Source organism: Segetibacter koreensis DSM 18137 (genome assembly GCF_000374045.1).
Lineage (GTDB): Bacteria > Bacteroidota > Bacteroidia > Chitinophagales > Chitinophagaceae > Segetibacter > Segetibacter koreensis.
In genome coordinates, this window is the sequence record NZ_KB893337.1 from 47,344 (window position 1) to 60,705 (window position 13,362).

Sequence of the window (13,362 nt, forward strand, 5' to 3'; positions counted from 1 at the left end):
TAGCCTGCTTCAAAATAATACAAGCAATAATCCATTTATAAGTTTCTCGCACCTTTTTTTGAATAGCTTGCCTCGTCGATGGCATGGTTTTACTGCTTCTTTTTCTTTATTAAATTAAATTTATTCTTATGTTTTACCATGTAAAAGACTTACAGTTTAACGCAAGGGTGTCGAAGCCTGACCCTGCATTTGCCACTTTACTACTCGAGCAATTTGGTGGAGCCAACGGCGAATTAGCGGCTGCTCTACGATATTTTGTGCAGGCATTCGGCGCAAAAAACCCTTACCCTGATAAATATGATTTGCTGATGGATATTGCAACAGAAGAGTTTAGCCACCTGGAAATTGTTGGAGCTACAATTCAGATGCTGCTAACCGGAGTAAACGGTGACCTTAAAAAAGCTGCCGAAAATTCTGAAATCATGCAATTATTAGATGGCAAAGCTGCCAAAGAAAACATGATCCACCAGGCAATGGTGGCACCCCAGTTTTTAGTTCAGAGCGCCGGCGGACCTGCATATACAAACAGCCAGGGAGTACCTTGGACTGCCGCATATATAAATGGTGACGCACAAGGAGATCTTACATCAGACCTACGCTCAGATATAGCTGCTGAAACAAGGGCAAAAATGGTATATGAATATCTTTTACAATTTACGGAAGATCCATTTGTAAAGGAAACACTTCGTTTTTTAATGACAAGAGAGGTCGCACACTACCAAATGTTTGAGGCAGCTTTAGAAACCATTAAACCTAACTTTCCAATGGGAACACTACAAAGTGATCCACGATACGGAAATCTTTACTTTAATTTGTCAAGTGGAAACGCAATTCGCGGTCCATGGAACCAGGGCCAAAGTACCCAATTAGGTGAGACCTGGCAATATATTGAAGATCCTATTAAGCATGTTTTGGAGACTAACAGCTTGCTCGATCAAAAAGCTACAGGTACAAACAAGACAGTAAAAGAAAATGATAGCGCAGAAGTGCAGCTAGGTAAAATGCGAAGTGAACTGGTAAACATGGCTGCTCCTATTGGTCCTCAGCAATGGAATAAGCCTTTGAGTGAAGATGTACTTGCAGTAGAAATGAAAAATACTAACTTAAACAGTTAATGGAATTACCACAGGACTTATCAACCAATAACAGTCAAGTCAAACAAGACCAGACGGATCAGGTGCAAATTACTTTTTACACCGATCCGCTTTGTTGTTGGAGTTGGGCATTTGAGCCTCAATGGAGAAGGCTTCAATATGAGTACCATGATACTATCTCTTATCGCTATGTAATGAGTGGTCTTCTACCAGCATGGCAAAATTATAATGATCCTGTATATTCAGTCAGCAGGCCTATGCAAATGGGACCCGTTTGGCACGAGGCCGGCCAGAAGTCAGGAATGCAGATGTATGACAAGATTTGGGTTGAAGATCCTCCGGCATCTTCGTATCCAGCCTGCATTGCAGTAAAATGTGCAGAATTGCAATCGCAAAATGCAGGAGTAAAATACCTGAGAATGTTGCGTGAGGCAGTAATGTTGCACGGAAAAAATATAGCCAGGCAAGAAGTTTTAATAACGATTGCAGATGGATTGGCAAATAAATATCCAGGCATGTTAGACACTGAAAGATTTCTTATGGATTTAACTGCAAACGATAATGGAATTAATGCATTTCGAACTGACTTAAATGAAGTGCAAGGCAGAAACATCACACGTTTTCCAACCTTGATTATGCGTTCGGTAAACAGACCTTCTATTATGATAACCGGTTATCGCCCCTACCCTGTTTTACTTGATGCCATTAAGCAAGTTGCCCCGGCAACAAAGCCACTACAAAAACCTGTGTCTGAAGAAGCATACATAAGGTATTGGGGAAATAATATTACAAAACGGGAAATTGAAGAAATCTTTAGTGAGCATGGCTAAGAAACCGGGATCATCAATTTGATGGCCTTGTCTAAATATATCTTCTAAATACAATGCAAGTTTAAATGGAAAAACAAACGAAAGCAGCCAAATTTATTGGAGGTCCCTTAGATGGCAAAACACTGCAGATTGAAAAGTCATTGAGTATATATAAACACGAACAACCTCCTGTTTCAGATGATATCAGATTAGGAGAAATTCCTATTGGTTTTTTTCCTCCTATGCATGAATACATATATGAGGAGAGTTCTGAAAGCTCTGGTATTTTTATGTACAAAGAACAGCGTCACCAATAAGGAGAAAACAAACTTCTCTTCTTCCAACTTAAATAACTGTAATCTGAAAAGATTGCTTAGCAGAACCTATTTACTTTCTAAATGCAAAATATACTGCTCCTAAAATAAACGCAAAGCTTACCAGGTACTTCCAATGAAACGGCTCCTTAAGATACAGAACTGCAAAAAAGCTGAAAATAACCAGGGTAATGATCTCCTGGATTATTTTTAACTGAAAGCCATTAAAGCCAGAGGCAAACCCAATTCTGTTTGCCGGCACAGTAAGACAATATTCAAAAAACGCAATGCCCCAACTGATTATTATGGCTTTCCAGATAGGAATCCCTTTATCTTTTAAATGCCAATACCAGGCGAACGTCATAAAAATGTTTGAAAAAAATAAAAGGGATATTGTTCTCATATTAATTCTTTAATCAGCTAAAATGTTTATTTAAATTCGAATCAAATAAACATTTTTTCTTCACACTTGGTTTACTTGTAATTATTTTTTATAGTTCCTGCGAAACGACTAACTAAAATTTTTGTGCCTCATTTGATGAAAACGATACGCTTACGCGAGAGACTAGTTGTTTTCATATTTAAACGTCATATTTTCTTTTTCTCTTATCATCATTACCGGGCAACGTTGGTATATTGTTTTTACCGGTAATAACCATTGCAGCAATAAAAAGAATAATGAAAATTACAGCGGTAAAAAACACTTCTCGCAAAGTAATCCAATAACCAATAAATGTATAAGTACTGGCTATTTCAGGATTAGAAGGGCTATAGATCATAGTTATCCGCTCGCCCTTTTTATAGGACCTCATGTTCCATTGATAAGATATATATAAAAATGCTTCGCTTCCAACCTTGTAACATACAGTCATTACAGGATGCTTTTCTTTTACTGAAAATGTTGCTTTTAAAACCACACCGTCAACAAACTCCCCATCAAAATAATCAGGCACCCTCGAAAACAAGACATAACATAAAAAGCAGACAACATATATTATTGAGACAGCCTTGTACAAAATAATTTTTACTGACAAAGAACGCAAAAAGCCTTTAGATTCAACCGTCTTATTTAATGTTAAAGGAACTGTATTTTTATCAATCTTGTTGTTAACACTGCTGCTCAACCAATTACTTTCAATAGCGTTAAACTACATTTGTGTTTTCCTTCAAATGCTTGAAAAAAATAGATAGATGATTGAAAAAGCTCTACACATAAGATTTTTATTATTTATCAATCTCGTTGCATCAGTATCTATTATCTCCTGTACACAATTAGAGTCATCTCCTTATAAGACAGCAAATTTAAAAAGTATGACAAATCTAAAAACCGATACAGCAACGTTTGGAGCAGGCTGCTTTTGGTGTGTTGAGGCAGTTTTTCAACAACTTGATGGAGTATTAAAAGTAACAAGTGGCTATAGTGGCGGACATGTTGCCAACCCGACTTATGAGCAGGTGTGCTCAAAAAAAACAGGTCACGTAGAGGTTTGCCGTATTGTATATGATCCTGCAAAAATTACTTTTGATGAACTGCTTGAGGTATTTTGGAAAACACACGATCCCACTACCCCTGATCAGCAGGGCAATGACCGGGGACCACAGTATCGAAGCGTAATCTTTTATCACAATGAAGAACAAAAAAAATTAGCAGAAGAGTATAAAGCGGCACTAAACAAGTCCGGCGCATGGAGTAAGCCGGTTATAACAGGAATAGAGCCATTGAAAAATTATTACGAAGCAGAAGATTATCACCAGAATTATTATAACACTAATCCTGACCAGCTATATTGCCGCTATGTAATTCAACCAAAACTGGACAAATTTGAAAAAGTGTTTAAAAATAAATTGAAAGGTGTAAAGCATTAAAAACACATAAATGAAAATCTTCAAAAGCCTCTACTATAGAGGCTTTTAGTTTTTACATACTTTCTGCTTTTCCTAGTTCCAGTTTTTATATAAAAAATTAACAGCTCTATTAATAGCCAATTTAGAACGATAAAAATAAGTTCAAAAAGCTAATCAGGAATAACTAACGGTGTGGGAAAGTGCGCTTATCTAAGCGCAATAAAGACAAAAGTAAAATTTGTATTAACAGTAACATTTTTGCAGACCAACTTGGTCAACAGGAAGTAGGCATTTCGTTCCTCCCGTTTCATGGGTTTTGTTAAAAATTGCAGAGCTTCAATAAATGAAAATAACTGTAAACTGCCTTCTCTTTAGTTTAATTCTTATTGATTGTTAGCTAAACTTCACACTGCCCTGTTTAGTTTTTTTAAGGAATAAATTTATTTTAATTATTCATATATATAAAATATCCTTATCTTAGCCGCCATTATTAAATAAATAACGAATATAAACATCCGACATTTATGAAAAATTCATCCATTAATATTTTAATTGCTGACGATGACAATGATGACGTTTTAATGTTAACAGAAGCGCTTCAGGATAATTTACCTTCTTGTAAATGCATTCATAAACAAGACGGTATAGCTGCATTAAGACATATAAAAACGGATGTTAATCCAGACATTGTTTTCCTGGATGTGAATATGCCTTTAAAGGATGGAATTAATTGTTTAAAGGATATTTATAATCATAACCTGCTTCCTACTACACCGATAGTTATATGGTCAACTTCACAAAACATGAAGGACATTAAAATAGCGGATGAATATGGGGCAGCATTTTATATAATAAAACCAACCAGTTTTAGTGAATTCAAGAAAATTATTAAACGTGCTATTGAGTTATTAGGAAAACCCAAAAGTGAAAGAGTAGATAAATCAAATTTTGTTTTGAGAGAAACAAGCTATTATAATTGATGTAAATAAAATTTGTTATTCCATTACAAACTAATAGTTATTACGGTGCCATCATTGCCTTCACAAAATCGACTGCTCCTGAATTAATCTAAAACAACCACAGATCGCTTTACTTCCATCCCCCGGTAGTTCGACGAATTATAATGAAAAAGTAACCTCTTTTTAAATACTAATTTAATTCAACTAATATGACAAATCTGCAAGTTTATTTTAAAAATAACACAGCAAACTCTTTCTACTGTTACTTAGAGGAATACAATATCAAATGGATTTTAGATATTGGACTCAACTAAAGGAATTCCTTAAAAAGCATTATAGCATAAACCAGGAACATCCTATAAACCGATGGTATAAGGAATTGCGAAGAGAAGATAAAAAGGAAGTTATCGTGAGCATAAATAAATCTTATACAATTAAATTTTAAGCATAAAGAAGAATGGCAATACACCCCTTTTAATTGAACGATTAATAAAAACTCCTTTGATGATTATCGAAAGGAAGGGACTTAAAGAATTATGAAATCATTTTATTATAGCTTCATCAGCTACTAAAAAAGCAATGTTTTTATAAAGCTTTGAAAAAATGTCATTCATGCTGTATGGTTTTTCCAGGAAATCGCCAATATTTAAACGATTTAGTTTAAACCTTTGATAAGCAGATACCGAGCCGGAGTTTATAATTATTGGAATTTCTGAGTCTATTTTACCTCGTATATACTCTGATGCCTGTACACCGTTCATAACAGGCATTTCAAGGTCCATTAAAATAACATCTGGTTTTAATCCTGCCAGTAGTTTTTTAATAGCTTCATCACCATTTTCAGCATGAATTATTTTTATCCCTACACTTTGCATTATCTTAGATAAAACGATTCGGTTCATTTCATTGTCATCTACATTTAATACAACCTTGTTTTTTAATTGCGGATAAATTTCAGTAAAATTTTTCTGAAGCATAAATGAGTTTTAAATAGATATTGGCTAAGGACTTCGTTCAAAAACAGCTCCAAATTCTCTCTTTAATGTAGAATTTCAAAAATTTTTTTTTAGGAAAAATAGCTCTTCCATTATTATTATTTGTTTGATATTTAACGTGTTGACGCAGCTTGGTGTTAAATATTATTATTCTATGCTCTGTAAGTATGAACTTATCAAAGCCAGGAAATAAAAAAAGATTTAACATATTTAACTGTAAGATCAGAAAGGTTGTGGGCCTGTTTTATAAAAGTAACGAAAGTCAGAAATAACTGCACAAAGACCGGCAATCGCCATGCATTTGCCAGTCGTAATTTTGAGTATACACAATTTAATAAGTAAGATAATTCCTGCAGCCGCATATGAACCCTGGCGACTTATAGAATATAGGTGCCTTTATGAAAGTAAAGTGTAAGGTATTTTTTCAAGATTTATCGTAAAGGAAAATCAGCAGGATCCAAACTTCTTCTTGCTAAGCTAAACAACAGCAATGGTATAAGAAGCTGTAAGATTTCCTTGATGATCTTTTTCCAATTTCATTAAAAGTGCGTCGTGTCTTTTTGCATCTTTATCAACCCGCAGTTCTATATCTTTTTTAAGAGAAATTGGATTTATTCCTTTAGGGTATAATGAAGCACTGTTTTTATATATCTCATCCTCCATCTCTTTGGGAAAGAAAAAATTAGTCGTTAATACAGTTGTGTTTTTCACACGCACTTTTCCATGTAAATGCGTAATTCGTCCTTCGTACCAGCCGGGAAAGACTGATTTGAACCGGCACATTCCATTTTTATCAGTTACCTGGTAGCCTCTCAACCAGGTTTTGTTCTCAGTGTTCTCTTGTTTAAAATCAGAATAAACACCTTCGTTATCACATTGCCAAATGTCAACAATCGCACCTTGGATAGGTTTGCAATGCTCATCCTCAACTTTAAATATATATTCTACAGGTGTTCCTTTTTTTGTTTCTGTTATATCATACCGGTTCATTTTTTCATCTTTATAAAAAGGTCCTTCCGGTACCGGCGGTGTAATGGGATCATTGCAATCTGTTACCGGCCTTGCAGATCCTTTAGATCTTGCTGACAAGAAAGAAGAACTGATAAAACCAAAACCAATGAGCGACAAAAAGTCTTCTCGTTTCATAACAGCTAATTATTTATGGAAGAGTTATAAGGCTTCTAATACAAACACATTTTGATTACGTCTATCAATAAATCCATCTTTTTTATAAAGATGTCTAATTGTTTTCAAGGGTTAATAATCAGATAGTTTTTATTTCTACCTTTTAAGGACTGTTAGGACTAACTTATTTCTACTTAAATTTATTTTCCAAAAAGTTGACTGCATCGTTAAATCTGAAACATCATTTTTTGGTTACGAGTATCGACAAGAGGATAAGTTCTGTCCCGAAGTCCAACGCAGGTAACTAAGAAATATTCATCAAAAAATAGTATTAATTCGTAACTAGCACTTGAAAAATTAAAATTATGAGAACGCTCACACAAGAACTGCAGGAAAAGATGACTCCGCAGCAAGCGGTTGATATATTAAAAGAAGGTAATAAACGATTTGTTCAGAATCTAAAAGTAAACCGTAACCTTCTTGAGCAGGTAAATGACACGCGGGACGGGCAGTGGCCTTTTGCAGCTGTTCTGAGTTGTATTGATAGCCGCACTTCGGCTGAACTGATTTTTGACCAGGGCCTCGGTGATATTTTCAGTATACGCATAGCGGGAAATGTTATTAATGATGATATTCTCGGAAGTATGGAATTTGCCTGCAGAGTGGCGGGATCTAAGCTTATTTTGGTGTTGGGTCATTCTAAATGCGGTGCTATAAAAGGTGCATGTGATCATGTTCAATTGGGCCACTTATCTGCTTTGCTGGCGAAAATAGAACCAGCTATAGAAGCAGAGACAACTACTACAGAAAACAGAAACGCCAACAACGCCGAATTTGTCGCAAATGTCGCAATGATCAATGCAAAAAAGAGTGTTGAGGACATACTGAACAGAAGTACTATTCTTAAGGAAATGGTGGAAGATGGAAAGATTGGAATAGGGGCTGCCATGTACGATGTAACATCAGGACAAGTTGAATTTTATAATGATACGGTTATCATCAATCAAGCTAAAGCGAATGAATTGATGGGAGCGTGATCTAAAACTTTCTATAATAGATCTACAATTTTTAAGACTCCCGTTTGCCATTGCGACGGGAGTTTTTTTATTAGGTGCTTTATTTGGTGCCGGGGAAAAATTATCCTTGCCAGAGTGTTAATCCATTTCCATCAGGATCGGAAAAGGAAGCAAATCTGCCCCATGGTGTATTGTCTATCGCCTTTACTTCAACACCTTTAGCGTTTAAATCAGCTACTTCTTTTTCAATATCTTCCGATTTTAAAACAAGTCCCTGCACAGAGCCTGCCGCCATTTGTTTATACCAGTTTACCAGCGTAATCGATATTGCTTGTTCAGGCAAGCCTAATTGTACCCAAGTACTTCCGTTGCCCATGTCTGCTTCTGTTATCAGTTGAAAACCTATTTTAATATAAAAATCTTTAGCTACCTGCTGGTCTGTTACAGGAATTGAAACAATAGAGATAGTTGTCATAAAAAACGTTTTAGGATAGTTGATGGTTTAGATAAGCTAAGTAAAAATAAAAAACATGCGGTAAAATTTTTAGCTGCAAGGCGAAAAATAGAGTTTATACAGGAGACAATATTTTATGGTATTTATATAATAATTATTTGCAGGTGAAGAACACCTGCAAAGGAGAAAAGGCAAAAAAAGGTAACAAGAAAGCTACCATAACATTTTTTCTGAATCCCATGAAGTTATGTATTACCTAAGTTAACTTTATAAACATGATCTCATGATAAAATATTTTCTTAACTTAATTGCACCATTTTTAGCTCTCAATTGCCTGCAGTGAAAGAAACTTTTTTTGCCTTTTTATTGTTGACTTATCCTGTTACTTTTTTAGTCAGGGCTTGCAACAATATTTTTATTGAGATAAATCGATCATGCAAAGAAGGTGTCTCAAACCGGGAAGATGCGTTTAAAGTGCAACTTGCTTCCCATATACTTTCCCTATGCCCCGTGCTAAAATATTTGATCATCATATTTCCTGTTTTCTCTTGCGAGTTATTTGCCCAAAATTCTCCAGGTGATACTGACTGCGTTCCTGCTGTTACGATCAGCGTCAATCAAAATGATATCTGTGCCAACACTGCTATAACATTTCATGCAGCTACCAAAAATGAGGGTACGGATGGAACCTACCATTGGAAAAAGAATAACGGCAATGCGGTTGTAACGAATACTACCTATTTTACTTCTGCAGATTTCAAAGATGGCGATGTCGTAGTATGTGAATATAGTTCTAAGACAAAATGTGGTGTAGATACGACTGTCAGGAGTAATTCGATTACGGTGCATGTTGTCAACGATATTACCCCTAGCATTACCATTGCGAACACCGACCCTCTTATTTGTGAAGGTGAGCTAACTGTTTTTACGACCCAATCAACTTATGGCAACGCAACGCCCTCCTATCAATGGATTGTAAACGGCCAGCCGGTAGGAAATAGTACTCCTGATTATTCCACAGACTCATTAACTAATGGTTCGCGTGTGGAATGTATTCTAACTATTTCAACTCCATCTTGCCCGGGAACTTCAATGTCTGCAACTTCCCAAATGACAATTTACGTTTATCCAATGATCCATCCCAAAATAGAAATAACACCAAGCAAGACCCAAATTTGCAGGGGAGAAACTGTTACTTTTACCGCCACAGCCAATGGTGGCACTGCCCCAACCTTTAGCTGGGAAATAAATGGTAAACCGATAGGCGAAGTAAGTCCATCGTTGGTTACAAGTACACTAAAAGATGGCGACTCAGTAAGCTGTACAATAACGATCGACCAGGATTCAAGGTGCCGTACCAGTACAAGTGCGCCGTCAAATAAAATAGGTATACATGTAATTGATTATCCCGAACCATCGTTGGTCATCGCCGCGCCGATTTTAGATATTTGTCCGGGTACGCCTGTTACCTTTACGGCTTTTGTGCAACACCCGGGAGATCATAACTTTTATCAATGGAAGGTCAATGGCAATGACATTGGTAACGACTCTCCAATCTTTGTTAACAATGAATTTAGAAATGGTGATGAGGTTTCGTGTATTTTATCGACAGACATTCCGGGTTGTCCTTTCCCGGCAAAAGTTGCTTCAAACGCTGAAACAGTTACAGTTAGAGATCCTCCTGTAATCACGTTTTTACCGCCTGAGATTTCAGTTGCGTATGGAGAGGTAGCTCAACTGCATGCAACAGTCTCAGGAACTGTTACTTCAGTTGCCTGGACCCCTACTGCAGCGCTAACGGCCCCTCAATCATTAACATCCTCTACCGTTCCGCTTACTCATGACACAGTTTTTAATCTGACTATTGTTGATAACAACGGCTGCACGGCAAATAAAGACTTAGCGGTTAAGGTTCTTAACAAACTGTACATGCCGTCGGCTTTTACACCCAATACAGACGGTAAAAATGATGTATTTCGTATTCCTCCGGGTGCTTCTATTAGTTTACGCGAATTTTCGATTTTTAATCGTTTTGGTAATATTGTTTTTAGTACAAGAAATATTGCCGACAGTTGGGATGGAACATATAAGGGGCAACATGTGGATACAGGTACCTACGTTTATTTTATCAAAGGCATTGTCATGGACGAAAAGGTGACTGTAAAGGGAACAGTAACTCTAATAAGATAATTTGTGATGTAAGCTTTGTTTTCGACTTTGTCGTCATCCTGAATTTAATCGAGGCTCATTTGGTGTTTTCCTTAGTCCATAACGGCTATGAAGTAGACAGGCAGAACATTGGGAAGATGATAGCAGCATAGGTTTTTATGGGAAGAACAATTAGATGGTTTGGCTACTTGTGCATTATGAAGCGTTAAGCTGACAAAGCTTATCAGAAATTGGTAGAAGCGTGATTTAAAACTTTCTACAATAAGTTTCCATTTTTAAAAACTCCCGTTTGCCTTTGCGACGGGAGTTTTTTTATTAGCTGCTTCATTTGGTGCTGCTAATGTTATCACTAACAGCATCTTTGGGAAAATTATTTGCAGGTGAAGAACACATGCAAAGGCTAAAAGTAAAATCCTAACACGTTACTTTTTAATTCATATTATAGAATTTGTTTACCTGCCCGTTTTTTTTCCTTCTTAGTTTGCCATTCATTTAATTCTCATGGGGTTATAACGATCTGCTTCGTTTCTATTTTATTGCCGTTAATATACAAAGTGTAGTTATAAGTTCCTGCTGGCAAATCTTCCCTTCTAATAGTTATTTGACCTTCACCCTTTGCTATGGCGAAAGTTTTTACCACACTACCTCTCATATCAGTTACAGTTATTTCAGCATTTTTAGTGCTATAGGGGGTAAAGTAATTTATTATAGCACTACTGTTTAACGGGTTAGGCACATTTTGTTTTAAGTATCCGCCTAAAGGAGCGATTGCTGGACTATTGCCGCTTTTTGAGATTAACAATTTAAGCTCTTTTATTTCGTTTTTCAAATCATCATTTTCTTTTGAAAGTTCCTGCATTCCTTTTATAATGATAGGTATAAGCTCAGTATAATTAACCGCTTTAATATTTATGTTTACTTGAGCTTCTTTTTGTTCGTCTACTTTACTTTCAGGCTTTTCGTTATTTAAATGCTGTTTATCAGTTATTGGTTTAATGTCTCCCAGGCGTTGTGTAGATTCCTTAACAAGATTTGGCAATACCCCTTCAAGTTCCTGTGCAATTAATCCATAATGGTTTCCTTTTGGAAGATTAAGTGATACAAGTTTTTTATCATCTTTAAATTCATAACTTTTCGGTTTCAACTTATTTATAATAGCCATAGCATCTGCAAACTCATGAATATTCTTTTTGAGTCTGGCGTCACTTGTTTGAAAGACTGTTCCTGAACAAGAAATGTCACCAATTACGGTCAATTTAGAACCAGGAGTAGTGGTGCCAATGCCTACGTTCTGGCTGGCAAAATCCATTGTCACCAAATCTACTACACTAGGAACGGTAAAGTTCAATTTACCTGGTGTACCCTGATTGATAGTTAGCGTTTTCCCACCTGAATTTGTATTAGTAATAGCTAAACCCTGGTAAGCATCAAATCCGTTTACGTTAAGGTGGAGTTTGGCATCTGGGGAAAGATTATTAATACCCACATTTCCACCAGCGACAGTCATCGCAGGAAACCCTATAGCATCACCTGTGCCAAGGTGAATTTTGCCGCTTCTATTAGTAAGAATGATATCCCCTTGGACAGTACCTGACATAAAAGCATTGTTTGCTGAAGCTAAACCTAAAGCTCCGAAATGCCCTGAATTATCTCCTAAAGAGAATCCTGCATCCTTAGGTCCAGAAGAAGAACCTACTACGGATATTCCGTCTCCGTCGTAACCTGCTACTACTTGTAAACGGCTACCGGGAGAAGAGGTGCCTATGCCAACCCTTTGACTATTAAAATCCATTGTCACCAAATCAACTACACCCGGAACGGTAAAGTTTAATTTACCTGGTGTACCCTGGTTGACGGTTAGCGTTTTTCCGCCTGAGTTGGTATTGGTAATAGCTAAACCCTGGTAAGCATCAAATCCGTTTACATTAAGGTGAAGTTTGGCAGCGGGAGAAGTGGTGCCTATGCCTACCCTTTGACTGTTAAAATCCAATGTCATCAGGTCCAAAATACCCGGATTAGTAAAGTTTAGTTTTCCTAATGAGCCTTGATTTATGGTAAGCGTTTTCCCTCCCGAATTGGCATTGGTAATAGCTAGACCCTGGTAAGCATCAAATCCGTTTACCTTAAGGTGGAGTTTGGCAGCGGGAGAAGCGGTGCCTATGCCAACATTTCCTACAGTGTTAACTCTAATCCTCTCAATGTTATTTGTGTAAATTCTTAAATTCTGCCCATTTGTAGTTCCGAGTTTAGAGGAATTACTTGCGTTACTGTTACCCTTTAAACTCCAACTTTGTGCATAACCTGAAATTAAAAAGGTAGACAAAATTGTCATGAATGAAAAAAACTTTTTCATAATATTAGTTTTAGTGGATAAAGAGAAAATAAAGAATTGCCTTAATACTTAATCAGTATTTTTCCTAGGGGAGCGAGAGAATAGGCTGTTATATTAACTTTTGTATGAGATTAATAAGATACCTATAAAATGAAAGAATATCCATTTAATGTTTCAGCTACAACAATATGTCCTGGAAGAGTTTCAAAAAATTATAGTAGATAGTTGGCTTAAAGTGTATGTAAATCTA

Annotated in this window: 13 protein-coding genes; 7 read left to right on the plus strand and 6 right to left on the minus strand. The window is 36.4% G+C overall.

The features are described 5' to 3' along the window. Positions 1 to 128: 128 nt before the first annotated feature. The 3 genes from B154_RS0116730 (at position 129) to B154_RS0116740 (ending at position 2,220) form a co-directional block, all read left to right on the plus strand. The gene (locus B154_RS0116730) at positions 129 to 1,115 is read left to right on the plus strand and encodes a manganese catalase family protein (RefSeq protein ID WP_018615413.1); all 987 of its coding nucleotides are present in this window, start codon (positions 129 to 131) and stop codon (positions 1,113 to 1,115) included. Next, the gene (locus B154_RS0116735; protein WP_018615414.1) at positions 1,115 to 1,924 is read left to right on the plus strand and encodes a DsbA family oxidoreductase; all 810 of its coding nucleotides are present in this window, start codon (positions 1,115 to 1,117) and stop codon (positions 1,922 to 1,924) included. The genes B154_RS0116730 and B154_RS0116735 overlap by 1 nt, the downstream gene beginning before the upstream one ends. A 65-nt stretch (positions 1,925 to 1,989) precedes the next feature. Then, entirely contained in the window at positions 1,990 to 2,220 is a 231-nt protein-coding gene (locus B154_RS0116740; protein WP_018615415.1) for a hypothetical protein, read from the plus strand. Between the two features lie 70 nt (positions 2,221 to 2,290). Here the strand turns inward: B154_RS0116740 and B154_RS0116745 are convergent, their stop codons facing one another. Together B154_RS0116745 and B154_RS0116750 are read right to left on the minus strand one after the other, a co-directional pair. Further along, positions 2,291 to 2,620: a DMT family protein gene (locus B154_RS0116745; RefSeq protein ID WP_026260256.1), complete on the minus strand. Its 330-nt coding sequence runs from the start codon at positions 2,618 to 2,620 to the stop codon at positions 2,291 to 2,293. A 178-nt stretch (positions 2,621 to 2,798) separates the two neighbouring features. After that, complete coding sequence (locus B154_RS0116750; RefSeq protein ID WP_018615417.1) at positions 2,799 to 3,341, minus strand: hypothetical protein; 543 nt, start codon at positions 3,339 to 3,341, stop codon at positions 2,799 to 2,801. 67 nt (positions 3,342 to 3,408) lie between these two features. Here B154_RS0116750 and msrA point away from each other — a divergent pair, with 67 nt between their 5' ends. Both msrA and B154_RS0116760 read left to right on the plus strand, forming a co-directional pair. Beyond that, positions 3,409 to 4,083 carry a peptide-methionine (S)-S-oxide reductase MsrA gene (gene msrA, locus B154_RS0116755; protein WP_018615418.1) on the plus strand — a complete coding sequence of 225 codons (675 nt, stop codon included), beginning with the start codon at positions 3,409 to 3,411 and terminating at the stop codon, positions 4,081 to 4,083. Between the two features lie 503 nt (positions 4,084 to 4,586). Then, positions 4,587 to 5,042, plus strand: a complete 456-nt coding sequence (locus B154_RS0116760) for a response regulator (RefSeq protein ID WP_018615419.1) — start codon at positions 4,587 to 4,589, stop codon at positions 5,040 to 5,042. Between the two features lie 521 nt (positions 5,043 to 5,563). On the opposite strand, the gene B154_RS0116765 is transcribed toward B154_RS0116760, so the two are convergent. Then, positions 5,564 to 5,998: a response regulator gene (locus tag B154_RS0116765; RefSeq protein ID WP_018615420.1), complete on the minus strand. Its 435-nt coding sequence runs from the start codon at positions 5,996 to 5,998 to the stop codon at positions 5,564 to 5,566. Between the two features lie 495 nt (positions 5,999 to 6,493). Further along, positions 6,494 to 7,162, minus strand: coding sequence for a dioxygenase family protein (locus B154_RS30820; RefSeq protein ID WP_018615422.1), 669 nt, complete (start codon positions 7,160 to 7,162; stop codon positions 6,494 to 6,496). Between the two features lie 344 nt (positions 7,163 to 7,506). On the opposite strand from B154_RS30820, the gene B154_RS0116780 reads away from it, so the two are divergent. Next, the gene (locus B154_RS0116780; RefSeq protein WP_018615423.1) at positions 7,507 to 8,178 is read left to right on the plus strand and encodes a carbonic anhydrase family protein; all 672 of its coding nucleotides are present in this window, start codon (positions 7,507 to 7,509) and stop codon (positions 8,176 to 8,178) included. Between the two features lie 100 nt (positions 8,179 to 8,278). On the opposite strand, the gene B154_RS0116785 is transcribed toward B154_RS0116780, so the two are convergent. After that, positions 8,279 to 8,632 carry a VOC family protein gene (locus B154_RS0116785; protein ID WP_018615424.1) on the minus strand — a complete coding sequence of 118 codons (354 nt, stop codon included), beginning with the start codon at positions 8,630 to 8,632 and terminating at the stop codon, positions 8,279 to 8,281. Positions 8,633 to 8,950: 318 nt separating this feature from the next. On the opposite strand from B154_RS0116785, the gene B154_RS0116790 reads away from it, so the two are divergent. Further along, positions 8,951 to 10,801, plus strand: coding sequence for a T9SS type B sorting domain-containing protein (locus B154_RS0116790; RefSeq protein WP_157580833.1), 1,851 nt, complete (start codon positions 8,951 to 8,953; stop codon positions 10,799 to 10,801). A 478-nt stretch (positions 10,802 to 11,279) separates the two neighbouring features. Here B154_RS0116790 and B154_RS0116800 read toward each other — a convergent pair whose 3' ends face one another. Beyond that, positions 11,280 to 13,133 carry a tail fiber domain-containing protein gene (locus tag B154_RS0116800; RefSeq protein ID WP_018615426.1) on the minus strand — a complete coding sequence of 618 codons (1,854 nt, stop codon included), beginning with the start codon at positions 13,131 to 13,133 and terminating at the stop codon, positions 11,280 to 11,282. Positions 13,134 to 13,362 lie beyond the last annotated feature (229 nt).